Consider the following 23259-nt stretch of genomic DNA (forward strand, 5'->3'; position numbering starts at 1 on the left):
GCGGTTGCCCACCAACTCTCCGGCCGCGCCGTCATCGGCACGACCGCTGCCACCATTGTTCTCTTTCAGGATGATCCCATGAGTGAGGTTGTAGAGCGGCAGTTCGCCAGTTTCGATGGTGCCTCGCTGTTTTATCGGCATTGGCCGGCAGCGGCATCGGGCGCGGCGCCCAAGGCGGTAGTGCTGCTGCATCGCGGGCATGAGCATTCCGGCCGGGTGGTGCATCTGGCCGAGGAGCTGGATCTGCCCGATGCGCAGTTCTTCGCCTGGGATGCGCGCGGCAATGGCCGCTCGCCGGGCGCGCGCGGCGATGCGCCCGGCTTCGAGGCGCTGGTGCGCGACCTGGACAGTTTCATCGCCCATCTGGGCAGCGCGCAGGGCATTGCGGTGCAGGACATCGCGGTGATCGCACAAAGCGTGGGCGCGGTGGTGGCGGCGACCTGGGTGCACGACTACGCGCCACCCCTGCGCGCGCTGGTGCTGGCCTCGCCGGCGTTCAAGGTCAAGCTGTACGTGCCGTTCGCACGCGCAGGGCTGACGCTGATGCATGCGCTGCGCGGCAATTTCTTCGTCAACAGCTACGTCAAGCCGCAGTGGTTGACGCATGACGCGCAGCGCGTGGAAAGCTACCGCAGCGATCCGTTGATCACCCGCCCGATCTCGGTACGCGTGCTGCTGGGCCTGTATGCGGCCGCAGATCGCGTGGTGGCCGATGCGCAGGCGATCACCGTGCCGACCCAGTTGCTGGTGTCCGGCGCGGACTTGGTGGTGCATCGCGGCCCGCAGGACCGCTTCTACGAAAACCTGCGCTCGCCGATCAAGCAACGGCACTGGTTGCCCGGGTTCTTCCACGACACCCTGGGCGAGCGCGACCGCGCGCTGGCGATCGCGCCGATCCGCGCGTTCGTGCAGGCACGCTTCGAACAGCCGCCGATGCGCGCCGACCTGCGCGATGCGCATCGTGCCGGGCCCAGTTTCGACGAGGCCGAGCGGCTGGCCTGGCCGCCGCAACGCAACAGCCTGCAGGATCTGCGCTGGCGCGGCGTGCGGGCGGGTCTGCGCCTGGGAGGAACGCTGTCCGAGGGCATCGCGCTGGGCCTGCAGACCGGTTTCGATTCCGGCAGCACGCTGGATTACATCTATCGCAACCAGGCACGCGGACGCGGCCCGCTCGGGCGCCTGATCGACCGCACGTATCTCGATGCGATCGGCTGGCGCGGCATTCGCATCCGTGGCGCGCACCTGGGCGAGTTGCTGCGCGATGCCGCCAGCCGGCTGCGCCAGGCAGGCCAGCCGGTGCGCGTGCTGGACGTGGCCGCCGGCCATGGCCGCTACGTGCTGGAAGCGTTGGGCAGCGGTGCGCAACGCGCCGATGCGATCGTGCTGCGCGACTTCAGCCCGCTCAACGTGACCCAGGGCAGTGTGTTGATCCGCACGCTGGGCGCCGACGATATCGCCCGCTTCGAACACGGCGATGCCTTCGACCCGGCGGCATTGGCGGCGGTGCAGCCGGCGCCGACCCTGGCGGTGGTGTCGGGCCTGTACGAGCTGTTTGCCGACAACGACCAGGTGGCGCGTTCGCTCGCCGGCCTGGCCGCCGCAGTGCAGCCGGGTGGCTATCTGCTCTACACCGGCCAGCCATGGCATCCGCAGCTGGAGTTCATCGCGCGCGCGCTGACCAGCCATCGCGATGGCGTGGCATGGGTGATGCGCCGGCGCAGCCAGCAGGAGATGGATGGCCTGGTGGAAGCGGCCGGATTTGCCAAGCTGGCGCAGCGCATCGATGCATTCGGCATCTTCACCGTGTCGCTGGCGCAGCGGATCCAGGCATGACGCCAGGCGCGCGTCCGACCGGCCGTGCCGCGCTGTGGCTGGCAGTGCTGGGGCCGTTCTTCTTTCTCAGCTACGGTCTGGCCAATACCCTGGCCGGGCGCGCGGGCAGCGTGCCCTCGGTGGTGTTCGACTGGGAACACGGCATGCCGTTCTGGCCGTGGACCATCGTGCCGTATTGGTCGATCGACCTGTTCTACGCCGCCTCGTTCTTCGTCTGCCGCACCCGGCGCGAACTGGATACGCATGCGCTGCGCCTGCTCAGTGCACAGCTGCTCTGCGTCGCCTGCTTTTTGCTGTGGCCGTTGCGCTACAGCTTCGTGCGGCCGGAAACCGACGGCGTATTCGGTTGGCTGTTCGCGCTGTTGCTGGGCTTCGATAAACCCTTCAATCAGGCGCCATCGCTGCACGTCGTGCTGCTGGTGGTGTTGTGGGTGCGCTATGCGCAGCAGTTGCCCGGCATGTGGCGCTGGCTGTTGCACGGCTGGTTCGCGCTGATCGGGGTGTCGGTGCTGACCACGTATCAGCATCATTTTCTGGACATCCCCACCGGGCTGGCGGCCGGCTGGCTATGCGTGTGGCTGTGGCCCGAGCGCATTGCCGCGCCCTTTGCACAGGCGCGGCCGGCGCGCGAGGCACGCCGTTGGCAGCTGGCTGCGGCGTACCTGACGGGCGCGCTCATCAGCGCGGCGCTGGCGCGATGGAGCGGCGGCGCCGGGTGGTGGGCGCTGTGGCTGAGCCTGTCGCTGGGCCTGGTCGCGTTGAACTACGCAGCGCTTGGCCCGCTCGGCTTTCAAAAACGCAGCGATGGACGCCTGAGCCTGGCCGCGCGCTGGTTGTTCGCGCCGTATCTGCTGGCCGCCTGGTGCAACGCGCGGGTGTGGACGCGCCGCGACCCGCTCCCGCGCATGGTCTGCGATGACGTCTGGCTGGGCCGCATTCCACTGCCCGCACAGCGCGCCGGGTTTGCTGCAGTGGTGGATCTCAGCGCCGAATTGTCGCTGCGCGCAGCACGCCCGCACGACCAGGTCATTGCGATGCTGGATCTGGTGCCGCCGCCGCCCGCCAGCCTGGCGGCAGCCGCAGACGCCATCGAAGCCGCCCGCACCCAGGGCGCGGTGCTGGTGTGTTGCGCGCTGGGCTATTCGCGCAGTGCGGCCAGCGTTGCAAGCTGGCTGGTACGCAGCGGCCGCGCCCGGGACGTGGATGCGGCCATTGCGCAGCTGCGCGCAGTGCGCCCGACGATCGTGCTTGGGCACGCCCATCGCGCGGCCATCGTGGCGGCGTGCGGCGGCCATGACAGCGACGACACCGTGCCGGAACGGAGACCACGATGAACACCTCCCTGATGACGCTGGCCACCATGCGCGCGGTGCTGCGCCAGGGCGCAGCGCTGGATCGCTTTTCGCTGGTGCTGCTGGCTGCGGCGATCGCCCTGCTCGGCGTGGCCGACGCGCCGCCGTTGATCCAGGTCGGCTATGCATTGAGCGCCGCGGCCGGCGTGGTGCAACGCTACTGGGCGTTTCGGGTGGGCCTGGATGCGGACCTGCTGGAGGGCACGATCGCGCATCTAGGGCACGGCGGCAGCGAGCAGGACGCCGCGCAGCAGCTCGATGCGGCGATGCAGGCCATTGGCCTGGTGGCGACACCGCCATCCAGCCGCGACTGGGCAGCGCGCTGGAACGGCATGCGTCGCCTGCTGCGCTGGCAGCTGGCAAGCGTGATGGCGCAATTGCTGTTGTTTGCGGCCGCATTGGCGTTGAGGATCTTTCGATGAGCAGCACGCAAGGCCCCGGGCAGTGCGAGCCGCTGCAGGCCACACCGGCGCAGCTGGCGCTATGGCAACGGCTGCGCAGTGACCGCTTTGGCGAGGACGAACAGGCGCTGCCGGCCTTCATCCGGCGCGTGGCCAGGCAGGCGCATTGCAGCGTGGCACAGGCGCAGGAACTGGTGGAAGAGTACCGGCGGTTCTGCTTTCTGGCCTGCACCGACACCCACGATGTCACGCCCAGCCCGTTGGTCGATCAGGTCTGGCACACGCATCTGACCGACACCCGCGAATACTGGCAGCGGTTCTGCCCGCAGGTGCTGCAGACCACGCTGCATCATCCACCCGGTCGCGGAGGCGCGGGCGACCAGGCGCAGTTTCAGGCGCAATACCAGCGCACGCTGCAGCGTTATCGCCTGCACTTCGGCGAGCCACCGGCGCAGTGGTGGCCGCCAGTGCGCCTGCACCTGCCCGCTGCGGCTGCAGCGCGCGGCGACAGCGCCGAAGCCACCTTGCAGGCCTTGCGTGGCACACCGCGGCGATCCGGGCCGCGGCGCGGATCGCCGCGCGCAGTGATCGGGTGGGCCATCGCCGCGGTGGTCGTGGCGATGGTCTGCCGCTCGGCCAATGGCGATGCCGTGTCACTGCTGCACTGGCGCGGCGTCTATTTCCTGCCGGTGTTCATCACGCTGATCGGCCTGGCCTGGTCAATGGCGGCGTGGTTGCGGCGGGTGCTGCGGCGCGGTCGCACCGCCGGAGCCTTGGAGCCCGGCGAGCTGGCCTATCTGAGCGGCGGCGCCGCTCGCGTGGCCGACCTGTGGTTCACCGAGTTGTTGGTGCGCAATGCCGTGTCTCTGGATCGCGATGAAGCGCTACCGGCCCGTCAACGGGTGCGCTGTCATCCGCAGGTGGCAGTGCCGCCTGCGCTGCAACCGGCGCTGCAGATCCTGCGCAGCACGCAGGACCCGGTGCTGGCCCTGCGCGCGTTACGCGCGCTGGCCGCACCGTTGCAGCAGTGCCTGATCGACAAGGGCCTGTGGCTGAGCCAATGGGCGTCGTACAGGGTTCGCCTGGCGTGCACCGTGCCGGTGGCGCTGGTGTGGCTGCTTGGCCTATGCAAGCTGATCATCGGCGTGCAGGGCCATCACCCGATCGGGTATCTGCTCTGCCTGCTGGTGCTGGTCACGCTGCTGGTGCTGGGATTTGCGCTGGTGCCCGTGCGCCGCACGCTGACCGGCGATGCGCGCCTGCAGGCGCTGCGTCAGGCACAGCCGCGCGATGCCGCGCGTATCGGCGGCGATCCCGGCAATGTTGGCGACGCATTGGCGCTGTACGGCACGGTGGTGTTGATCGGCACGCCCTGGGCGGACTACCACAGCCTGCGTGGGCCGCATGGCCACGGTGGTGACAGTGGCAGCAGCAGTTGCGGCGGTGGAGGTGGGGGCGACAGCGGCGGTGATGGGGGCGGCGACGGTGGTGGTGGCTGCGGTGGCTGTGGCGGAGGAGGCGACTGATGCAACGCGCACGGCAACGGCAGCAATGGCGGCGACGCTGGGCACGCGCCTTGCGCGGGCGCGGGGCCACGCCCAATGGCGTGTCGTGGGTGGGTATCGCCTTTGCCGCCGTGGCAGGGCTGATGTTCTACGTAGGCGTGAGTGCTCCCGCACGCGAAGGGGTGATGCCATTGCTGCTGGCCGTGCTCGGCCTGCAGGGGCGGCTGTGGTGCAATCGCATGGATGGTGTGCTGGCGCGTCAGGCGCACATGATTTCGCGCGCGGGAGAGGTCTACAACGACGCGCCGGATCGCCTGTCCGACGTGCTGGTGTGCGTGGGCCTGGGGTATGGGCTGCAGCCGGGCCTGCCGTGGGCTGCGCAGTTGGGATGGGCTGCGGCGCTGTGCTGCGTGGCCACCGCCTATGTGCGCATGCTGGGCCTGGCCTGTGGCACGCCGGAGCCGCGGCAGGGGCCGATGAGCCGTGTGCAGCGCATGCACTGGTTGTCGCTGGCGGCCCTGCTGGCGGTGCCGCTGCAATGGATCGGCCAGCCGCGTAGCGCGGCCTGGTTGCTGAGCGGCGCGCTGGCGGTGTTGATCGCCGGTGCGTTGCTGACGGTGGTGCTACGGCTGCGCACGATCGTGCGCACATTGGAGCAGACATGATTGCCCGCTTGATCGCACGCGCCTGCAGCGGCGCCATCCGCACGCTCACCGGTGCACGCGCGTTGTGGCGTGGCTGCGCGCCATCCAACGAGCGCCGCGTGTATTACGGCAACCATGCCAGCCACGGCGATTTCGTGCTGATCTGGTCGTCGTTGCCGGCCAGCCTGCGGCATGAAGTGCGCCCGGTGGCCGCGGCCGATTACTGGCAACGCACTGCGCTGCGGCGTTATCTGATCCATGCGGTGTTCAATGGCGTGCTGATCGAGCGCGATGCGGCGCGGCGTACCCGCGACCCGATCGACTGTCTGTGCGATGCAGTGGATGCCGGCGATTCGCTGATCCTGTTCCCCGAGGGCACGCGCAATCCCGACGAAGGCGTGCTGCCGTTCAAGAGTGGGCTGTATCACCTGGCGCGGCAACGCCCGGAACTGGAGTTCGTGCCGGTGTGGATCGACAACCTCAAGCGGGTGATGCCCAAGGGCAAGTGGCTGCCGCTGCCGCTGCTGTGCACCACCACCTTCGGTGCACCGTTGCGGCTGGATGCCGACGAAGACAAGGACGCGTTTCTGGCGCGTGCGCGTGAGGCGCTGCTGGCGTTGTCACCGGACCAGCTGGAGGCGCGCGCATGAGCCTGTCTCTGTACAGCGGCCAGTTGCAGCAGTCTTCGATGCATCAGCAGACGCTGTGGTTGTTCAGCGGCATCGCACTGGTCCTGATCATTGCCACGCTGATTTCCGAAACGCTGCGGTGGCGCGCACGCGAACGCCCGAGCGCAGTGCTGGACAACCTGGTCGCACGCATTCGCGCGTGGTGGGTCATGGCAGGGGTGGTCGGGATCGCGTTCGTCTTCGGGCGCGCCGGGGTGATCGGCTTGTTCGCCTTGGTGTCGCTGTTTGCGCTGCGCGAGTTCATCACGCTCACGCCCACCCGCCGCGGCGATTACTACGCGCTGCTGGCGGCGTTCTACATCGTGCTGCCCTGGCAGTACGGGCTGGTGTGGACCGGCTGGTACGGCATGTACACGCTGCTGATTCCGGTCTACGCGTTCCTGGTGCTGCCGATCCTGGCCACCATCGGCGGCGACACCACGCGCTATCTGGAGCGCACTGCCAAGGTGCAATGGGGCCTGATGATCTGCGTGTTCTGCATCTCGCACGTACCGGCCTTGTTGAACCTCGAGATCCCTGGCTATGCCGGGCGCAACCTGCTGCTGATCGCGTTCCTGGTGATCGTGGTGCAGTCCTCGGACGTGTTGCAGTACGTCTGGGGCAAGCTGGCCGGCCGGCACCTGATCGCGCCGAAGCTGTCGCCGTCCAAGACGGTGGAGGGGTTCATCGGCGGCGTGCTGTCGGCCAGCCTGCTCGGCATGGCGCTGTGGTGGATCACCCCGTTCGCGCCCTGGCATGCATTCGGGCTGGCGCTGGTGGCCAACCTGATGGGTTTCTTCGGCGGGCTGGTGATGTCGGCGATCAAGCGCGACCGCGGCATCAAGGACTGGGGCCACATGATCGAAGGCCACGGCGGCGTGCTCGATCGCCTGGACTCGGTGTGCTTCGCCGCCCCGGTGTTCTTCCATCTGATCCGCTATGGCTGGGCGTAGAGGCCGGAGCACACCATCGCGCACGTCAACTATCAGCGATGCAGCGCCGCCCTTACGATTCCCGATTCCCCAATCCCGACTCCCTGCTTACGTCAGCCCATACTCTTTGAGTTTCTTGCGCAACGTCGCCCGATGGATGCCCAGCATCGCCGCGGCGCGGCTCTGGTTGCCTTCGCAGTGGTTGAGCACTTCGACGAACAACGGGATTTCCATTTCGCGCAGCACGATCTCGTACACGTCGTCCGCATCGCTGCCGTCCAGGTCGCGCAGATAACGGCGCACGGACTGCGCCACGTGTTCGCGCAGCGGCGACTTGGGGGCGCCACGACTGCTGTCAGGGCGGGAGGGGGCTGCGTTCAAAGGAAGTTCCCAGTGTCACGAAGCCGGGACGCGTGGCCGGCGAGGGGGAGTGAGTCTAGCGCGTGACCTCCGCGCTCGCCACGCCCATGTGGCCATCGGCCGCAGGTTGCGCTCGCTTAGCGGAAATCGAAGCTGAAGGCGGCTGTGCTTGCGGCCGGTTCACGCACGCGAAACGCCACCTGCACCGCCTGGCCGGGTGCGAGCGTGTCCTGCTCGGCCGGCGCCTGCCCCAGGTACTCCTGTGGGGCCAGCACGCGCGTGCCGATCACCCGCCCATCGGCGTCGGACAGCGACAGCTGCAGCCAGGGCCAGGCCTGCGCCCAGCGCGCATCGTTGCGGAAACTGGCCTGGATCTGCAGCACGCCGGGCATCCCGTGCATCGGTCGCACCTCGCGGTTGAGCAGGGTCAGCGCGGCCGGTTCGCGCCATGCCGGCAGGCTGCAGCGCAGCACCGTGCAGGTGGCGCTCACCAGCGGCCGCCAGCGTGCATCGCCGGCCAGGTGCGCGCGGTCGGCAATGACGATCTGCAGCGCCAGCACGCCCACCAGGCCGACCAGCAGTGCCCATTGCCGGCCGCTGGCGCGCAGCCGCGGCCGGCTGAGACCACGTCGCGCAAACGCCGGGGCAGTGGGCGTGGGCAACGGTAGCAGCGGCGTGGCGCCAGGCGCTTGCGTGCCGGCATGGATGGCCGCGGCATCCGGTTCCCAGGTTGCATCGGCGTCGGCCGCAGCGGCGTCGTGGCCGGTGGCCGGCATCGTCTGCTGCGTCGCCTGCTGCGTCGTTACCGGACCTGCGGCGACGCCGGCTCCTGGCACAGCCTGCACGCCGTCACCGCGCGCGGTGTCCGGCACGCCAACGTCGGGGGCTGGTGCCAGCGGCGAGAGCGGTGCGGGAACCGGCTGCTGGGCAGGAGCTGGCGGTAGCTCGGCCACCGGCGCGGGCGGCGCCTGCTCCGGCGGCTCGGTGGGCGGCACCGCCGGCGTCGGAATCAGCGCAGGGGCAGCAGGCGTGGCACGCAGGAACGTGGCCAGAGGGCGGCGCGGTGGCGGAGTCTCGGACATCGGCAGGCGTGCAGCGAAGAAGACCCTATTCAACCACGCGCGCCTTCAGGCGCGAACACCACAAAGCGAGCCGTGCCGCATCGCATCGCATCACTGCATATCTGCCAGCTGCAGGACCGCTGGCAACATCCAGCAACCGACGCACGCTCCAACGATTCCCGATTCCCGATTCCCGATTCCCGATTCCCGAATCCCGAATCCCGAATCCCGACTCTCACCGCCGCCGCCGCGTCTTCCCCTCGGCCTGCAACAGATCCAGCAGCCCGCTGCGTTGCCGCGGCGCCAGGGTGTCGAAGCGCGCCAGCAACACGCGCTGCTGGTCGTCCAGGCGGCGGTACTGCGCCGGCTCTTCGGCGATGGCCGACACCGGCGGGCCGAACACCCGTTCGCCGCGGCCGGTGGCCAGGTATTCGAAGGCCATGCCGCTGCGCTTGGCCAGGCCGATCAGGTTCTCCACCGACGGTGCGGTGCCCTCGGCCATTTCCCACTGCGCCACTGCACTGCGGGTGACGCCCAGCTCGCCGGCCAGGGCTTCCTGGGTCAGCTTGGTGAAGCTGCGGGCTTCGCGTACTCGTTCGTACAGCTTGCTCACACGGCACCGATCGTGAGGTGGACAGGGCCGGGAGATATAGCCCTAGCAGCGCTCGGGGATAGTTCGTATGTCTTTCATATCGGCATATGTTTGCGATACTGTCGTGCCGCCATTGATGACCAGATCACAGCGAACTCAAGGAGGATGTTCATGGTCGAGCCTGTCACTCCCCCAATCCGCCGCAGGTCGGCACAGACGCCCCCGGCGCCGGCGCCATGGCGGGCCGATTCGCCGCTGGATCCGGCGGTGCAGCGGTTCCGGGGTGCCGCCTGTTACCAGGTGTGGCAACGCGGGCAGCACTGGACCGCTATCGCCGAGGGCGCGCACTGGTCAGCGGCGCTGGCGCCGCGTGGCTGGGCGCTGCGGTATCGGCAGTGGCCGCTGCTGGGAGTGGGCGGCCTGCTGGCGGTGTTGGCCGCCGGCGTGGCGCTCGCCGGCGCCCAGGCATGGTCGCTGAGCGCCTGGGCGGTGCTGCTGGTGGCCGAGCTGGTGTTGCGTGTGCGGGCAGGCCGGCACGCCGCGCGCTGGCGCGGCGACGCTTTGCTGCGCGCCGGCTGGCAACCGGTGACCCGGCTGCGTGCGATCAGCGTGAACGATGCGGTGACCACCGCGCAGATCCGCGCCGGCCGCCCGCAGCGGTAAGCGCCTGGCGCACGTCAGGCAGGTGATGCGCCGAGCCTGCGTTGCGCCCGCTGCCGGGGGTGAGCCGGGGCGCCAGCGTAGGCCTGGCGTTGCCGGCGACAGTTGCTGCGCACTCGGGTGGCACTCGCCCCAAGGCACGTGCGTGCCCTGGCTGGCTCAGTGGCGGCGCACGCCGTCGATGCGCATCCAGTCTTCCTCGCGTTCGCAACGCAATTGCTCGAACCAGGGGGCATAACGTTCCAGCAGCTCGTCTTCCTGCCCGTGCAGGATGCCGGACATCGCCAGGCGGCCACCCGGGGCCACGCGCGCGGCCAGCAGTTCGGCCAGCGCATCCAGCGACTTGGCGAGGATGTTGGCAACCACCACCGGGTAGGTCTGCACCGGCTCGTCCTCCGGCGTGCAGGCAATCAGGTGTGCCTGAAGGCCATTACGCTCGGCATTTTCGGCCGTGGCCAGCAGCGCCTGGGGGTCATAGTCCACCCCGACCGCACTGGCAGCGCCCAGCTTGAGCGCGGCCAGCGCGAGAATGCCCGAGCCGCAGCCGAAATCGAGCACGCGCGCACCTTGCAGTTCGCCGGTAGCGGCCACGCTGTCGAGCCAGCGCAGGCATAGGGCGGTGGTCGGGTTGCTGCCAGAGCCGTAGGCCAGGCCCGGGTCCAGCCGCACCACGGCCGCATCCGGGGCGTTGGCCGCCTCGGGCAGCTCCTGATCCCAGGGCACGATGAAGGTGCGCGTGCCAAATTGCATCGGCTTGAACAGATCCATCCACGCGCGGATCCAGTCGCTGTCTTCGACCATGCGAAACGCCACCCGGCCCCAGTCCAGCTCCGGGTCGAACCCTTCCAGTTCCACCAGCACCTGCAGCGGGTCGCTCTGTCCATCGAACAGCGCGGTCATCTGCAGTTCCTGCCACAGCGGCGTTTCGCCCACGCCCGGTTCCAGCAGGGCGTGGTCGTTGCTGCCATCGGTATTGGCGTCGAGCAGGGTCACCGCCAGCGCGCCGACCTCTTCGAGTGCGGTCTGGAAGCGGGGCTGGGCGGCTTCGGAGCAGGGCAGGGTCAGTTCAAGAAACGGCATCGTGGCGATCGGTAACAGTGAAGGCGTGCATCGTAGACCATTCGCGCCGGCCCGCTGCCGCCTGCAGGCACCGCTGCGCGCATGCCGGCCAGGACGCTGGTTGCGTTTGCGTGCAACCAAACATGCGTGGGGCGCCACCCACATCCATCGCGCGCAGCGCCTCACCGCATGGATGTTTCACCCTTGGAGATCCGCGCGGCGGCGCCCGCTTGGTGGCGGCTGGCTGCACGGCCGGGTGCTAGACTCCGCGCCGTCGCTGCGGGTGTGTCCGTAGCTGGGTTGCCGCTGTCATGCCGCTTGCTCGTGCCCGCCATCTCTGGCTGTTGCTCGCTCCCGCCGCACTCGCGGCGGCAGGGTGGTGGCAGCTGCGCGCGCCACCCACGGCGGTGGTCACCGACGCCGCGCCGCTCGGCAACGGCGTCATGCACGTCGCAGCTGCCGCGCCTGCAGCGCGCACACAGCGTGAACACGGCAACGCCCTGCATTTGCGGTATCGCGATGCGGTGGATGCGCAGCCGGATCTGTACCGCTACGCGCAGCAGTTGCAGCAGCAGGTGCACGCCGGCGATGCGCAGGCCGGGTGGCGCTTGAGCCGGGTGTACGACTATTGCGCGCCCTACGCCGCCAGCCCGGCCGGGTATGCCGCCGATAGCGCGTGGATCGCCGCGCACGCCACGCCAGGCGTGGCAGCCATGCACGCCGCGCGCGATCGGGTGGCGCAGCGGTGTGCCGGTTTTGCGCCCAGCGATGGGCTCGGCCCGCGCCTGGTGGCGCAACAGCGCCTGCGTGCCGCGCGCGGCGGCAGCCTGGCCGCCGAGGCGGCCTTGCTGGCCCTGGGCGAGCCGCTGCAGGCAACGCCGACCTACAAGCGCGCGCTGGTGCAGCGCGTGCTGGCCTCGCGCGACCCGGAGGCGTATCTGGCGCTGTCGCCTGCCATGGGCGCACGCGCCAGCGGCGACGACAGTCTGCAAGGGTATGTGGCTGGCGACCAGTTCGCCGAGCTCGCCTGGCAGGTGGCCGCATGCCGCCTGGGCCTGGACTGCAGCGCCGACAGCACGCTGGTCACCAGTTACTGCGCCAACGCGGGCATCTGCTCGCGCGAAGGCGCACAGGATTTTGTGTCGTTCGTATTCGATGCCGCGGTACCGCGGCAGGGAGCAGACAGGGTGGATGAGATGGTCGATACACTGGTATCCGGGCCGGGAGCGCAGTCATGAATTACCGTCGATGGGCGCACGGCGCCAAGTTCTGGTTGTGGGTGGCGCTGTTCGTGGCGTATTCGGCTGCGGCCGTGGGCATCGTGATGATCGATACCGCCGATCACCGCTATCAGCCCTTGTCGATCAGGTCCACCACCGTCGGCGCCGACGAACAGCAGCGCCGGCATGGCGCCAGCCAGGTGGCGGCGGTGTATCGCGCAGGCAGTGCGATGCCGTTCTCCACGCTGCCGGCGGGCTCCACCTTCCAGGTGGTGTGGCCGGATGGGTCCACCGAAACCATGACCGTGGTCGATCCGGCCTCGTCCAGCGGCATCGTGCCGGTGCCGGGCAGCCAGCAGGCGCCTGCGCCGCGGCGTTGAACGGTGCAGCGCGTCGCGCGTGGACACGGCCGCAGCCGCTGTATCTGCGGTCGCGCAGGCGGCAACGGTGGCTAGGTGCGGCTGCAGCGGTAGCCATTTCACGTGTGCAGACGACCGAGCGCCTGCACCTGGGATCCGGCGCTGGCGTGCGCCATCCGGGCGTCGAACCCTCGGACTCCGTGGGAGCGCAGCCGGGCGCGACCGGGCTTTATCGCCAGAGCCCGGCGGCGCCCTGGAGCGCTCCCACGCATGGACCGGCTGGCTGCAGGGCTGGCGGCGAAACGCGGTGTCGGCGCGATGCACCGGGGAGCAAACAAAAAAGCCCGGTTTCCCGGGCTTCGTTGCACGCCATGGCGCTTGTGATCAGGTCAACGCGATCGACTTGTTCTTGCGCTCGGCCAGGCGCTTCTCCAGGTAGTGGATGTTCTGCCCACCGGCCTGGAAGCCCTTGTCGCGCATGATGCGCTGCTGCAACGGGATGTTGGTCTTGATGCCGTCCACCACCATCTCGCTCAGTGCCACGCGCATGCGTGCGATGGCGGTCTCGCGGTCCGGGCCGTGCACGATCAGCTTGCCGATCATCGAGTCGTAGTTCGGTGGCACCTTGTAGCCGCTGTAGATGTGCGTATCCACGCGCACGCCCGGGCCGCCCGGTGGATGGAAGGCGGTGATCAGGCCCGGGTTGGGCATGAAGGTTTCCGGGTCTTCGGCATTGATGCGGCATTCGATCGCATGCCCGCGCAGCACGATGTCGCTCTGCTTGATGCTGAGCTTGTGGCCGGCGGCGATGCGCAGCTGCTCGCAGACCAGGTCGATGCCGGTGATGCGCTCGGTGACCGGGTGCTCCACCTGGATGCGGGTGTTCATTTCGATGAAGTAGAAACGCCCGTTCTCGAACAGGAATTCGAAGGTGCCGGCGCCGCGGTAGCCGATGCGGATGCAGGCATCCACGCAGACCTTGCCGATCTCATTGCGCAGTTCCTCGGTGATGCCCGGTGCCGGGGCTTCTTCCACCACCTTCTGGTGGCGGCGTTGCATCGAGCAATCGCGCTCGCCCAGGTGGATCGCACCGCCCTGGCCGTCGGCGAGCACCTGGATTTCCACGTGACGCGGATTTTCCAGGAACTTCTCCATGTAGACCTGATCGTTGCTGAAAGCGGCCTTGGCTTCGGACTTGGTGGTTTCGATCGCCGCCTTCAACGCCGCTTCCGAATGCACCACGCGCATGCCGCGTCCGCCGCCGCCGCCGGCGGCCTTGATGATCACCGGGTAGCCGATTTCGCGCGCGATCTTGGTGTTGGCCACGATGTCATCGCCCAGCGGACCGCCCGAGCCGGGCACGCACGGCACGCCGGCGGCCTTCATCGCGCGGATCGCTTCGACCTTGTCGCCCATCAGGCGGATGGTGTCGGCCTTGGGGCCGATGAAGATGAAGCCGGATTCTTCCACGCGCTCGGCAAAGTCGGCGTTTTCCGACAGGAAGCCGTAGCCGGGGTGGATGGCCTGCGCATCGGTGACCTCGGCCGCGGCGATCAACGCCGGGATATTGAGGTAGCTGTCGCTGGAGGCGGCCGGGCCGATGCACACCGACTCGTCGGCCATGGCCACGTGCTTGAGGTTGCGGTCGACCGTGGAATGCACCGCGACCGTGCGGATGCCGAGCGTATGACACGCGCGCAGGATGCGCAGCGCGATTTCGCCTCGGTTGGCGATGACGACTTTATCTAGCATGGGATGGGATTCCGAACGCAGGGGGTGTTCGGGACCGGGGACCGGGGACCGGGGACCCGGAAAAGCAGCTGTCGCGGTGATCAGCGTCGCTTTCGCTTTTCCGGGTCCCCGGTCCCGGGTCCCGGGTCCCGCCAAATCAGCCAATCACAAACAACGGCTGATCGAATTCCACCGGCTGGCCGGTTTCGCCGAGGATGGCGACGATGGTGCCGGCGGCATCGGCTTCGATCGGGTTGAACATCTTCATCGCTTCGATGATCGCCAGGGTGTCGCCGACCTTGACCTGCTGGCCCACGCTGACGAAGGCCGGCTTGTCCGGGGACGGGGAGGTGTAGAAGGTGCCGACCATCGGCGCGCGCAACACGTGGCCTTCCGGTAGCGCGGCGGCGTGCTTGGCGCCACCGGTGGAGGCCTCGGTGGGCGAATGCATCGGCATGCTGGCCGCCGCCGGGGCCTGCGCCTGCACGGCCGGCGCGGGTGCGTATTGCTGCACCGGTGCGCTCATCACCTGGGTGCCCTTGGGCACGCGGGCCAGACGCACGCTTTCTTCGCCTTCCTTGATCTCGATTTCGGCGAGATTGGATTCTTCGAGCAGGTCGATCAGTTTCTTGATTTTGCGGAGATCCATGAGGGCCTCTTGAGGTGAATCGGTGGAGAGTGCCGGCGGGTGCCGGCGGAATGGGGTCAGACCGTCGGCGCGGTGGCCGGCGTCGGGATGGCAGGGGTCATGCGTCGCGCTCCAGGCGCGCGATCACCGCTTCCAGCGCCAGCCGGTAGCTGTCGGCGCCGAAGCCGCAGATCACCCCGTCGGCCTTGTCGCTGAGATAGCTGTGGTGGCGGAACGGCTCGCGCGCATGCGGATTGGACAGGTGGATCTCCACGAACGGCAGATCCACGCCCAGCAGCGCATCGCGCAGCGCCACCGAGGTATGGGTAAAGGCGGCCGGGTTGATCAGGATGTAGGCGGTGCCGTCCTCGCGGGCGGCGTGGATACGCTCCACCAGCACGTGCTCGGCATTGGACTGCAGGCAGCTCAGCACATGCCCGGCCGCCTGCGCGCGGTCCACCAGGGCGGCGTCGATCTGCGCCAGCGTGGTGCGCCCGTAGACCTCCGGCTCGCGGGTGCCGAGCAGGTTGAGGTTGGGGCCATGCAGCAGCAGCAGGTGGGCCATGACATCCAGCATGGTGGAGAGGCCGGAAGTCTGCGCGATGTCGCCGATGCTGTCCAGATAGCAGAAGTTATAGCTGTTTTAAACGATCGATTGAATCGCGGCGGTGGTTGCCGGCGGCGTCAGGCGCGGCGGGCATTGCGACCTGACTGGTCAGGTTTGAGGGGCCTGACGGCCGCGACGGGTTGCGGCCACCGATCATGGCCTGTGTTCAGCATTGCCGTGTCGTTGCGCGACGATGCATGCCTCCAACGACTGAGTGGTCGATGTGCCGCCAGTGGATGGTCCACTGCAGCGTGTCGGCGTTGTGTGCGCGCGGCAGCAGTTCGGGTGTCGCCCGCTGATGTCGTGCAGTGCCATCGAGGTCGGAGCGCAGGGGCATCACCGCCTCCGGTGCAGATCACGCATATGGCCCGCGCTACCGCGCAGGCGCTGTGGCGCGCCGGATGCGGGCCCATTCCAACCGCTGCGTCAGCGCGCCGCGCGCAGCAGCGCATCCTCGGTGATCGCGCCGGTCAGCACGGTGGGCAGGATCGCCGGCGGGGCACCGGGGCCGTACACCACGTACAGCGGCACGCCCACGGCCTGGTGCTGGTCCAGGAAGGTGCTGATGGCCGGGTCGACATTGGTCCAGTCGCCTTTCATGTACACCGCATCCACGCGGCGCAGCGCGTCGCGGAATTCGGCGCTGCCCAGCACGTTCTTTTCGTTGGCCTTGCAGGTCACGCACCAGTCGGCGGTCATGTTGACGAACACCACGCGGTTGTCCGCGCGCAGGCGGTCCAGCAACTGCGGCGAGAACGCCACCACGCCGTCGCTGGCGGCGGTGGCGGCCGGCAGGCGCAGGCGGGTGACGCCGACCACCGGCACGATGGCCAGCAGCAGCATCACCGCGGCCAGACGCATGCCGGGGCGATGGCTGCGCCAGCGGCTGCGCTCGAAGCACCACAGGCCCAGTGCCAGCAAGGTGGCGCCCACCAGCATCAGCGCCACGGCGTCCACGCCGCGCTGCTTGCCCAGCACCCACAGCAGCCAGATCGCGGTGAGGTACATCGGGAACGCCAGCACCTGCTTGAGCGTTTCCATCCACGCGCCGGGCGTGGGCAGACGCCGGGCCAGCGAGGGGATGAAGCCGATCAGCAGGAACGGCAGCGCCAGGCCCAGGCCCAGCGCCAGGAACACCAGCATCGCCAGCAGTGCCGGCGCGGTGAACGCATACGCCAGTGCGGTGCCCATGAACGGGGCGATGCAGGGGCTGGCGACCACGCAGGCCAGCACGCCGGTGAAAAAATCGCCCAGCGGACCGTTGCGCGCGGCCAGGGACTGGCCGATGCCGCCCAGGTTGCTGCCCAGGGTGAACACGCCCGACAGGCTCAGGCCGACTGCGAACATCAGATAGGCCAGCGCGGCCACGAACCATGGCTGCTGCAATTGAAAACCCCAGCCGGCGGCCTGTCCGGCCGCGCGCAGCGCGATCACCAGCCCGCCAACAGCCGCAAAGGACACCAGCACGCCCAGCGAATACCAGATGGCATGGCTGCGCGCGTGGCTGCGGCTCTCGCCGCTGTGCGCCAGGCCCAGCACCTTCAGCGACAGGATCGGCAACACGCAGGGCATCAGGTTCAGCACCAGCCCGCCCAGCAGCGCCAGCGCCAGCATCGCCAGCAGGCCCTTGTCGGTATGCGGCGGCTGGGTGCGTTGCGGGTTGCCGGCCGAAGCGTCGGCCGTCGCACGCGTCGCGCCCTGCGTGGCCGGGGCCGGTTCGGCAGGCGTCTGCCCGGCGGCCAGCGGCGAAATCATCAGCGGCGCGGCCTGCGCCTGGTTCTGCGGCGACACCGTGCCGGCGGGCAGGTCCAGCGCCACGCGGCGGGTCATCGGCGGATAGCAGATGCCATCGGTCTGGCAGCCCTGGAAGGTGGCCACCAGGGTCACCCGTGCCGGGTCGGCGCGTTCGCGCAGCAGCGGCAGGGTGACTTCGGCCTGGTCGAAATACACCACCACATCGCCGAAGTGCTCGTCGCGGTGGGTCTTGCCCTGCGGCCAGCGCGGCAGGCCGGTGCGCACGCCGCTGCTGCCTTCTACCGCCAGCGAGGTGCGGTCGCGGTAGAGGTAGTAGCCTGGCGCCGGGGTGAAGCGCAGCAGCAGGCTGTTGCCGTCGCCGACGATGGCTTCGAACGTGAACGCCTGCTCGGCCGGCAGCGGCAGTGCCTCCATGCCGGCGGCCTGGCCGCTGGCGCCGAACAGCCGGGGGCCGGAGGGGTTGCGCGGCACCAGTGCGCCCAGGTTCTCGCGCCGCGGGGCGGTGGCAGATGCGCCGGATGCCGCGTTGGCGGGCAGGCTGACGCGGATCTCGCGGCGCTGCGGCGGGTAGCACACGCCGGCGTCGGCGCAGCCCTGGTACTGCACCTGCAGCACCGCGGTCTGCAGCGACGGCTCGGCCCTGCCGGCCAGGGTGGCCTGCAACTGCTTGCGGTAGGTCTGTACCTGGCCGAAGAACTCGTCGTGCTTGCTCTGGCCCTCCGGCAGCGCCAGTTCGCCGGCGGCAAAGCCCTGGCCGGATTTGACGCTGATGCGGTGGCGGTACAGGTAATAGCCCGGCGCGATCTTCCATTGCAGCGCAATGCTGTCGCGGCTGTCGGCCTGCGCGCTCAGCACGAAGGCCTGGTCCACCGGCAGCAGGTCGGCTTCGCTGACCGCCTGCGCGGCGGGCGCCACCAGCGCCAGCGACGCGGCAAACAGGGGGGCGGTCAACACGATGCGGCGGGCGATCCAGCGGGACAGGGACTTCATGGAGGTTGAGGATTCCTTAGCGGGTTTCGGCCCGGACCCAGTCGAGATAGGCCGGCAGCCCGGCGCTGGCTTGGACCGCCACCGCCTCCGGCAGTTCATACGGATGCAGCGCCTGCAGCCGCGCGATGGCGTCCGGCAGGCGGTCTTCCCAGGTCTTGATCAGCAACTGCACTTCGGTGCTGCGCTCGATCACCCCGTTCCAGCGATACAGCGACTGCACGCCGGGCAGCTGGGTGACGCAGGCGGCCAGGCGTTCGTCCAGCAGAGCATGGGCGATACGGTCGGCGCTGTCGGCATCCGGGCAGGTGCTGAGCAACAGATGGAGGCAAGAGGCAGTCATCGGACCCGGCAGTGTAATCCCCTGCCTGCGGGGGATCGACCGGGGGTTCCGGATCGCGGCATCCATTTCGCCCCCGGTTGGCGTGGCAGTGGGGGTGCGAAAAGCCAGCAGAAACTGAAGGTGATCACCCTGCAGTGATCGACCCGGGTGCCCGCACTGCCGGCGTGGCAGCACGTGGTCATCGCAAGAACGGCTCCGCAGGCACGGCGCACCGGCCCGACGCATCCCGCGCCGGGCCGGTATCGCTCAGTTGGCCAGCTGGCAACTGGCCGGCTTGGCCGAATTGAACAGGCCGGCGGTGGCCCATTCGGGGTGATCGACGAACGGGTTGCGGTTGCCCTGGAAGCTGAAGATCACCTGGTTGCGGGCGCGCTCGGCATCGTCCGGCGGATCGGCCTGGTGCCAGGCCAGCAGCGTGGACAGCAGGCCCATGTAGGCCGGCGAGGACGCGGTCTGCACGATCCGGCTGCGGTCGTCGGTGAGCTCCAGGTCCGGCTCGGACTGGCCGCTGGCCGCATCGGTACCGCCTTCGTAGCGGATCGCCATGTACATCACCGCGCGCGCCATATCGCCCTTGCGCCGGCCCCACACCTCGAAGCTGCCGCTGTTGCCGTCCGGCGTGCGGACCCAGTTGGAATTGCCCGGATAGCGCCCGCTGCCGCCGCCACTGCCGTCGTTGACCTCGGTCACCCGCTCGCCGCAGCTGCTGGTGCAGGTGGCATAGGGCTTGTTGCCGCGGTCGGCGTTGAAGGCGGTGTCGGTCAGGTACAGCATGTGGGTGTCGGTGTAGGGCGCGTACGGCAGGCCGCGGTCGCCGGTGGCGCTGCCGAAGCCCAGCGAGTTGGGCCAGGTGTGCTCGCGGTTGTAGGTGAGCCCGCTGCCGGTGCCGGCCCGGTCGCTGACCTTGGCATAGCTGCGGTTGCGGTAGGCGTCCAGGATGCGGCCGCTGTTGTTGGGGTCTTCGTCGGCCATCTCCAGGATGGTCCAGGTGCTGGTGCCGGTGCCGCTGTACGGGTAGACCGTGTGGCCGCGGATGGTGGCGTTGAGCGAGCAGCGCAGCTGGCTGGGGCTGGTGGTGTTCACCCGCGCGTAGTAGCCGGTGCCGCCGCCGGCGGCGGTGGCCACGGTGAAGGCGATGGATTGATTGGCCGCCGGGCTCAGCCCGCTGGCATCGCGGATGGCGCTGGCGGTGATCGCCAGGGTGCAACGCTCGCCGCCCACCAGCGCGGTATTGGTGGACAGGGTGAAGCGGGTGCCGCTGGTTGGATGGCTGAGCGCCACCGTGCCGGAGCTGGCGCAGCTCAGCGCAAAGGCGCCGCTGCCCAGCGTCACCGCCTCGCTGAAGCCCACTGCCAGATCGCCGGCGGCCGGGAAGCCGGTGGCGCCCTGGGTCGGGGTGGTGCTGGTGATCGTCGGTGCGGCGCCGGTTTCGCCACCACCGCCACTGCCGTTGAAGCTCTGGCCGCGGTTGCAGGCGCCGAAGGTCTGCGCCGCCGAGCCGGCCCAGCTGAAGTTGGCTGCCGCGCTGCCGGTGCCGGTGAGCTGCAGGGAACTGCCGACCGCACTGCTGTTGCTCTCGCTGACCGGCAGGTTCTGGCTGGTGACCCCGGCCGCCGCGCCGCCGCTGCCGGTGATGGTGCCTTCGTAGCTGAGGAACTGCACCAGCCGCCCGCTGGGATCCATCAGCGCCACGCCGTCGTTGGGGCCATTCTGCACGCCGTTGCTGGCGTAGCTCACCGTGGCGATGCGCACCTGGCTGCCACAGCTGACCAGGTTGCCGGCCGGTACCGCGGTGGTGGCATAGACCGTGGCCGCACCCGGGGTACTGCCGTTGTAGAGCTGGATGCGGTAGCCGCTCAGCGATTCGCCGGCGGTGGCCACCACTTCCACGCCTTCGCCGGTGTCGCCGGAGGCGCCCGCGTCGTCGTAATGCAGTTCGTTGATGAACACCGCGGCGTGGGCGGTGGGGACGGCCAGCGCAACGGCGCAGACCAGCGGAAGACGACGCAACGGCAACCTCATCGACAGCTCCTTGTGATCGGGAATGCGCTGCCGACTGTAGAGCCTGTGCATGACAACCGGTGGAACCTGGTTCCACTTCAGGGCAATGGTCACTCGGAGGGCAGGGTGCCACGGCGTGGCGAGATCCGGTGCAGCGCGCCAAGCCGCCCCGATCACCGGCGCCGGCTGCACGCCAGGCGAGCGCCCGCGCGTGGCTATGCCCGGCACGTCGCGGCGCATGCACCCGGCCCCATCCTTCATGCCTTGCCCGGCTGCACGGTGGCCCCCGCGTGTCGAGCGGATGAAAATTTTTTGCGCCCAGCCCTTGAAACCCGCCTGCCCAGCACAATCTCTGGCCCGCACCCGCTCTGTCGGGTTTTTTCCGCGCGCTGTGCTGGCAGTCGTCATGTACGAGTGCTAACATCGCCGATAATTTCCAGACCAATCAATCACTTAAGAGGGTCTTTCTCAATGAGCATCAAGCCGCTTCACGACCGCGTTGTAGTCAAGCCGATCGAAGCCGACGAAGTTTCCGCCGGCGGCATCGTGATCCCGGACTCCGCCAAGGAAAAGTCCACCAAGGGTGAAGTCGTCGCCATCGGCGCCGGCAAGCCGCTGGACAACGGCAGCCTGCGCGCGCCGGTGGTCAAGGTTGGCGACAAGGTCATCTACGGCCAGTACGCCGGCAGCAGCTACAAGTCCGAAGGCGTCGAGTACAAGGTGCTGCGCGAAGACGACATTCTGGCCGTCATCGGCTGATCAGGCGCTATGCGCCGGGAATCGGGAGTAGGGAATTGGGAATCGGTAGAGCGGCCAGCGCCCTCGCCATCCCGCCCCGCCCCGATCTCCGCCCTTGATTGACCGATTCCCCATTCCCCATTCTCAATTTCCGGAGTAACAACCAATGGCTGCTAAAGACATTCGTTTCGGTGAAGACGCACGTACCCGCATGGTTCGTGGCGTCAACGTGCTTGCCAATGCCGTGAAGGCCACCCTGGGCCCGAAGGGCCGCAACGTCGTGCTCGAGAAGAGCTTCGGCGCGCCGACCATCACCAAGGACGGCGTCTCCGTCGCCAAGGAAATCGAACTGGCCGACAAGTTCGAGAACATGGGCGCGCAGATGGTCAAGGAAGTCGCTTCCAAGACCAACGACAACGCTGGCGACGGCACCACCACCGCCACCGTGCTGGCCCAGGCGCTGATCCGCGAAGGCGCCAAGGCCGTGGCCGCCGGCATGAACCCGATGGACCTCAAGCGCGGTATCGACCAGGCCGTCAAGGCCGCCGTCGTCGAGCTGAAGAACATCTCCAAGCCCACCACCGACGACAAGGCGATCGCCCAGGTCGGCACCATCTCGGCCAACTCGGACGAATCGATCGGCAACATCATTGCCGAAGCGATGCAGAAGGTCGGCAAGGAAGGCGTGATCACCGTCGAAGAAGGCTCGGGCCTGGAAAACGAGCTGGACGTGGTCGAGGGCATGCAGTTCGATCGCGGCTACCTCTCCCCGTACTTCATCAACAACCAGCAGAGCCAGTCGGCCGACCTGGACGACCCGTTCATCCTGCTGCACGACAAGAAGATCTCCAACGTGCGTGACCTGCTGCCCGTGCTGGAAGGCGTGGCCAAGGCCGGCAAGCCGCTGCTGATCGTGGCTGAAGAAGTCGAAGGCGAAGCGCTGGCGACCCTGGTGGTCAACACCATCCGCGGCATCGTCAAGGTCGTGGCCGTCAAGGCACCGGGCTTCGGCGACCGTCGCAAGGCGATGCTGGAAGACATGGCCGTGCTGACCGGCGGCACCGTGATCTCCGAGGAAGTGGGCCTGGCGCTGGAAAAGGCCACCATCAAGGACCTGGGCCGCGCCAAGAAGGTGCAGGTCTCCAAGGAAAACACCACGATCATCGATGGCGCCGGCGACACTGCCGCGATCGAATCGCGCGTGGGCCAGATCAAGACCCAGATCGAGGACACCTCCTCCGATTACGACCGTGAGAAGCTGCAGGAGCGCGTGGCCAAGCTGGCCGGTGGCGTTGCAGTGATCAAGGTCGGCGCCTCGACCGAAATCGAAATGAAGGAAAAGAAGGCACGCGTCGAAGACGCCCTGCACGCCACCCGTGCAGCCGTCGAAGAAGGCGTGGTCCCGGGCGGCGGCGTGGCCCTGGTGCGTGCGCTGGTGGCCGTGGGCGAGCTCAAGGGCGCCAACGAAGACCAGACCCACGGCATCCAGATCGCCCTGCGCGCGATGGAAGCCCCGCTGCGCGAAATCGTGGCCAATGCCGGCGAAGAGCCGTCCGTGATCCTCAACAAGGTCAAGGAAGGCAGCGGCAACTACGGCTACAACGCCGCCAACGGCGAGTTCGGCGACATGGTGCAGTTCGGCATCCTGGACCCGACCAAGGTCACCCGTTCGGCGCTGCAGAACGCCGCCTCGATCGCCGGCCTGATGATCACCACCGAAGCCATGGTGGCCGATGCACCGAAGAAGGACGAGCCGGCGATGCCGGCCGGCGGTGGCATGGGCGGCATGGGCGGCATGGATTTCTGATCCACGCCACTTCGGC

22 protein-coding genes are annotated in these 23259 nt (G+C 68.5%); 12 read left to right on the plus strand and 10 right to left on the minus strand.

All coding sequences use genetic code 11. The features are described 5' to 3' along the window. Window positions 1-78: 78 nt before the first annotated feature. Genes HG421_RS00715 through HG421_RS00745 form a run of 7 tightly spaced genes read left to right on the plus strand, consistent with a single transcriptional unit; the run spans window position 79 to window position 7356 of the window. A complete protein-coding gene (locus HG421_RS00715) occupies window positions 79-1833 on the plus strand; it encodes a bifunctional alpha/beta hydrolase/class I SAM-dependent methyltransferase (protein WP_168968351.1) in 1755 nt (584 codons plus the stop codon). Continuing rightward, window positions 1830-3167, plus strand: a complete 1338-nt coding sequence (locus HG421_RS00720) for a phosphatase PAP2/dual specificity phosphatase family protein (protein WP_168968353.1) — start codon at window positions 1830-1832, stop codon at window positions 3165-3167. The genes HG421_RS00715 and HG421_RS00720 overlap by 4 nt, the downstream gene beginning before the upstream one ends. Next, window positions 3164-3607, plus strand: a complete 444-nt coding sequence (locus HG421_RS00725) for a hypothetical protein (protein ID WP_168968355.1) — start codon at window positions 3164-3166, stop codon at window positions 3605-3607. The genes HG421_RS00720 and HG421_RS00725 overlap by 4 nt, the downstream gene beginning before the upstream one ends. After that, window positions 3604-5112, plus strand: coding sequence for a TIGR04222 domain-containing membrane protein (locus HG421_RS00730; RefSeq protein WP_168968357.1), 1509 nt, complete (start codon window positions 3604-3606; stop codon window positions 5110-5112). The genes HG421_RS00725 and HG421_RS00730 overlap by 4 nt, the downstream gene beginning before the upstream one ends. Further along, complete coding sequence (locus HG421_RS00735) at window positions 5112-5756, plus strand: CDP-alcohol phosphatidyltransferase family protein (protein ID WP_168968359.1); 645 nt, start codon at window positions 5112-5114, stop codon at window positions 5754-5756. The genes HG421_RS00730 and HG421_RS00735 overlap by 1 nt, the downstream gene beginning before the upstream one ends. Continuing rightward, on the plus strand, window positions 5753-6385 hold the full coding sequence (locus tag HG421_RS00740) for a lysophospholipid acyltransferase family protein (RefSeq protein WP_168968361.1): 633 nt from the start codon (window positions 5753-5755) through the stop codon (window positions 6383-6385). Before HG421_RS00735 ends, HG421_RS00740 begins: the two co-directional genes overlap by 4 nt. Continuing rightward, on the plus strand, window positions 6382-7356 hold the full coding sequence (locus tag HG421_RS00745) for a phosphatidate cytidylyltransferase (RefSeq protein ID WP_168968363.1): 975 nt from the start codon (window positions 6382-6384) through the stop codon (window positions 7354-7356). The genes HG421_RS00740 and HG421_RS00745 overlap by 4 nt, the downstream gene beginning before the upstream one ends. Before the next feature lie 87 nt (window positions 7357-7443). On the opposite strand, the gene fis is transcribed toward HG421_RS00745, so the two are convergent. The 3 genes from fis to HG421_RS00760 all read right to left on the minus strand — a co-directional run bounded on the left by fis (window position 7444) and on the right by HG421_RS00760 (window position 9369). Continuing rightward, window positions 7444-7716 carry a DNA-binding transcriptional regulator Fis gene (fis, locus tag HG421_RS00750; protein WP_011035757.1) on the minus strand — a complete coding sequence of 91 codons (273 nt, stop codon included), beginning with the start codon at window positions 7714-7716 and terminating at the stop codon, window positions 7444-7446. 116 nt (window positions 7717-7832) lie between these two features. Further along, entirely contained in the window at window positions 7833-8777 is a 945-nt protein-coding gene (locus tag HG421_RS00755) for a DUF3426 domain-containing protein (RefSeq protein ID WP_168968365.1), read from the minus strand. A 214-nt stretch (window positions 8778-8991) separates the two neighbouring features. After that, window positions 8992-9369 (minus strand): helix-turn-helix domain-containing protein, encoded by a 378-nt coding sequence (locus HG421_RS00760; protein WP_168968367.1) that lies wholly within the window; start codon window positions 9367-9369, stop codon window positions 8992-8994. A 144-nt stretch (window positions 9370-9513) separates the two neighbouring features. Here HG421_RS00760 and HG421_RS00765 point away from each other — a divergent pair, with 144 nt between their 5' ends. Then, window positions 9514-10011, plus strand: a complete 498-nt coding sequence (locus tag HG421_RS00765; RefSeq protein WP_168968369.1) for a hypothetical protein — start codon at window positions 9514-9516, stop codon at window positions 10009-10011. Window positions 10012-10167: 156 nt separating this feature from the next. On the opposite strand, the gene prmA is transcribed toward HG421_RS00765, so the two are convergent. Then, window positions 10168-11088: a 50S ribosomal protein L11 methyltransferase gene (gene prmA, locus HG421_RS00770; protein WP_168968371.1), complete on the minus strand. Its 921-nt coding sequence runs from the start codon at window positions 11086-11088 to the stop codon at window positions 10168-10170. A gap of 422 nt (window positions 11089-11510) precedes the next feature. On the opposite strand from prmA, the gene HG421_RS00775 reads away from it, so the two are divergent. Next, a complete protein-coding gene (locus HG421_RS00775; RefSeq protein WP_429001930.1) occupies window positions 11511-12305 on the plus strand; it encodes a hypothetical protein in 795 nt (264 codons plus the stop codon). Next, window positions 12302-12667, plus strand: a complete 366-nt coding sequence (locus HG421_RS00780; RefSeq protein ID WP_168968375.1) for a hypothetical protein — start codon at window positions 12302-12304, stop codon at window positions 12665-12667. Before HG421_RS00775 ends, HG421_RS00780 begins: the two co-directional genes overlap by 4 nt. 363 nt (window positions 12668-13030) lie before the next feature. Here the strand turns inward: HG421_RS00780 and accC are convergent, their stop codons facing one another. The 6 genes from accC to HG421_RS00810 form a co-directional block, all read right to left on the minus strand. After that, window positions 13031-14398 (minus strand): acetyl-CoA carboxylase biotin carboxylase subunit, encoded by a 1368-nt coding sequence (accC, locus tag HG421_RS00785; RefSeq protein WP_104621603.1) that lies wholly within the window; start codon window positions 14396-14398, stop codon window positions 13031-13033. A 136-nt stretch (window positions 14399-14534) separates the two neighbouring features. Beyond that, a complete protein-coding gene (accB, locus tag HG421_RS00790; RefSeq protein WP_168968376.1) occupies window positions 14535-15026 on the minus strand; it encodes an acetyl-CoA carboxylase biotin carboxyl carrier protein in 492 nt (163 codons plus the stop codon). A gap of 97 nt (window positions 15027-15123) precedes the next feature. Beyond that, the gene (gene aroQ / locus HG421_RS00795; protein WP_168968378.1) at window positions 15124-15570 is read right to left on the minus strand and encodes a type II 3-dehydroquinate dehydratase; all 447 of its coding nucleotides are present in this window, start codon (window positions 15568-15570) and stop codon (window positions 15124-15126) included. 468 nt (window positions 15571-16038) lie between these two features. Then, window positions 16039-18357 (minus strand): protein-disulfide reductase DsbD family protein, encoded by a 2319-nt coding sequence (locus HG421_RS00800; RefSeq protein WP_168968380.1) that lies wholly within the window; start codon window positions 18355-18357, stop codon window positions 16039-16041. Between the two features lie 16 nt (window positions 18358-18373). After that, entirely contained in the window at window positions 18374-18697 is a 324-nt protein-coding gene (cutA, locus tag HG421_RS00805; protein WP_168968382.1) for a divalent-cation tolerance protein CutA, read from the minus strand. A gap of 246 nt (window positions 18698-18943) precedes the next feature. Then, the gene (locus HG421_RS00810) at window positions 18944-20719 is read right to left on the minus strand and encodes an endonuclease (RefSeq protein WP_168968384.1); all 1776 of its coding nucleotides are present in this window, start codon (window positions 20717-20719) and stop codon (window positions 18944-18946) included. Between the two features lie 450 nt (window positions 20720-21169). Between HG421_RS00810 and HG421_RS00815 the strand changes: the two genes are divergently transcribed. Further along, complete coding sequence (locus HG421_RS00815; protein ID WP_003483210.1) at window positions 21170-21457, plus strand: co-chaperone GroES; 288 nt, start codon at window positions 21170-21172, stop codon at window positions 21455-21457. 145 nt (window positions 21458-21602) lie between these two features. Beyond that, a complete protein-coding gene (groL, locus tag HG421_RS00820) occupies window positions 21603-23243 on the plus strand; it encodes a chaperonin GroEL (protein WP_017155924.1) in 1641 nt (546 codons plus the stop codon). The last annotated feature ends 16 nt before the right edge of the window (window positions 23244-23259 follow it).

This window comes from Xanthomonas campestris pv. badrii (assembly GCF_012848175.1).
Taxonomy (GTDB): Bacteria; Pseudomonadota; Gammaproteobacteria; order Xanthomonadales; family Xanthomonadaceae; genus Xanthomonas; species Xanthomonas campestris_C.

Bases quoted from the DNA above. Each gene is read 5' to 3' on its own strand.
- HG421_RS00715 (WP_168968351.1), top strand. From the start codon at position 79: ATGAGTGAGGTTGTAGAGCGGCAGTTCGCCAGTTTCGATGGTGCCTCG.
- HG421_RS00720 (WP_168968353.1), top strand. From the start codon at position 1,830: ATGACGCCAGGCGCGCGTCCGACCGGCCGTGCCGCGCTGTGGCTGGCA.
- HG421_RS00725 (WP_168968355.1), top strand. From the start codon at position 3,164: ATGAACACCTCCCTGATGACGCTGGCCACCATGCGCGCGGTGCTGCGC.
- HG421_RS00730 (WP_168968357.1), top strand. From the start codon at position 3,604: ATGAGCAGCACGCAAGGCCCCGGGCAGTGCGAGCCGCTGCAGGCCACA.
- HG421_RS00735 (WP_168968359.1), top strand. From the start codon at position 5,112: ATGCAACGCGCACGGCAACGGCAGCAATGGCGGCGACGCTGGGCACGC.
- HG421_RS00740 (WP_168968361.1), top strand. From the start codon at position 5,753: ATGATTGCCCGCTTGATCGCACGCGCCTGCAGCGGCGCCATCCGCACG.
- HG421_RS00745 (WP_168968363.1), top strand. From the start codon at position 6,382: ATGAGCCTGTCTCTGTACAGCGGCCAGTTGCAGCAGTCTTCGATGCAT.
- HG421_RS00755 (WP_168968365.1), bottom strand. From the start codon at position 8,777: ATGTCCGAGACTCCGCCACCGCGCCGCCCTCTGGCCACGTTCCTGCGT.
- HG421_RS00765 (WP_168968369.1), top strand. From the start codon at position 9,514: ATGTTCATGGTCGAGCCTGTCACTCCCCCAATCCGCCGCAGGTCGGCA.
- prmA (WP_168968371.1), bottom strand. From the start codon at position 11,088: ATGCCGTTTCTTGAACTGACCCTGCCCTGCTCCGAAGCCGCCCAGCCC.
- HG421_RS00775 (WP_429001930.1), top strand. From the start codon at position 11,511: ATGCACGTCGCAGCTGCCGCGCCTGCAGCGCGCACACAGCGTGAACAC.
- HG421_RS00780 (WP_168968375.1), top strand. From the start codon at position 12,302: ATGAATTACCGTCGATGGGCGCACGGCGCCAAGTTCTGGTTGTGGGTG.
- accC (WP_104621603.1), bottom strand. From the start codon at position 14,398: ATGCTAGATAAAGTCGTCATCGCCAACCGAGGCGAAATCGCGCTGCGC.
- accB (WP_168968376.1), bottom strand. From the start codon at position 15,026: ATGGATCTCCGCAAAATCAAGAAACTGATCGACCTGCTCGAAGAATCC.
- aroQ (WP_168968378.1), bottom strand. From the start codon at position 15,570: ATGGCCCACCTGCTGCTGCTGCATGGCCCCAACCTCAACCTGCTCGGC.
- HG421_RS00800 (WP_168968380.1), bottom strand. From the start codon at position 18,357: ATGAAGTCCCTGTCCCGCTGGATCGCCCGCCGCATCGTGTTGACCGCC.
- cutA (WP_168968382.1), bottom strand. From the start codon at position 18,697: ATGACTGCCTCTTGCCTCCATCTGTTGCTCAGCACCTGCCCGGATGCC.
- HG421_RS00810 (WP_168968384.1), bottom strand. From the start codon at position 20,719: ATGAGGTTGCCGTTGCGTCGTCTTCCGCTGGTCTGCGCCGTTGCGCTG.
- HG421_RS00815 (WP_003483210.1), top strand. From the start codon at position 21,170: ATGAGCATCAAGCCGCTTCACGACCGCGTTGTAGTCAAGCCGATCGAA.
- groL (WP_017155924.1), top strand. From the start codon at position 21,603: ATGGCTGCTAAAGACATTCGTTTCGGTGAAGACGCACGTACCCGCATG.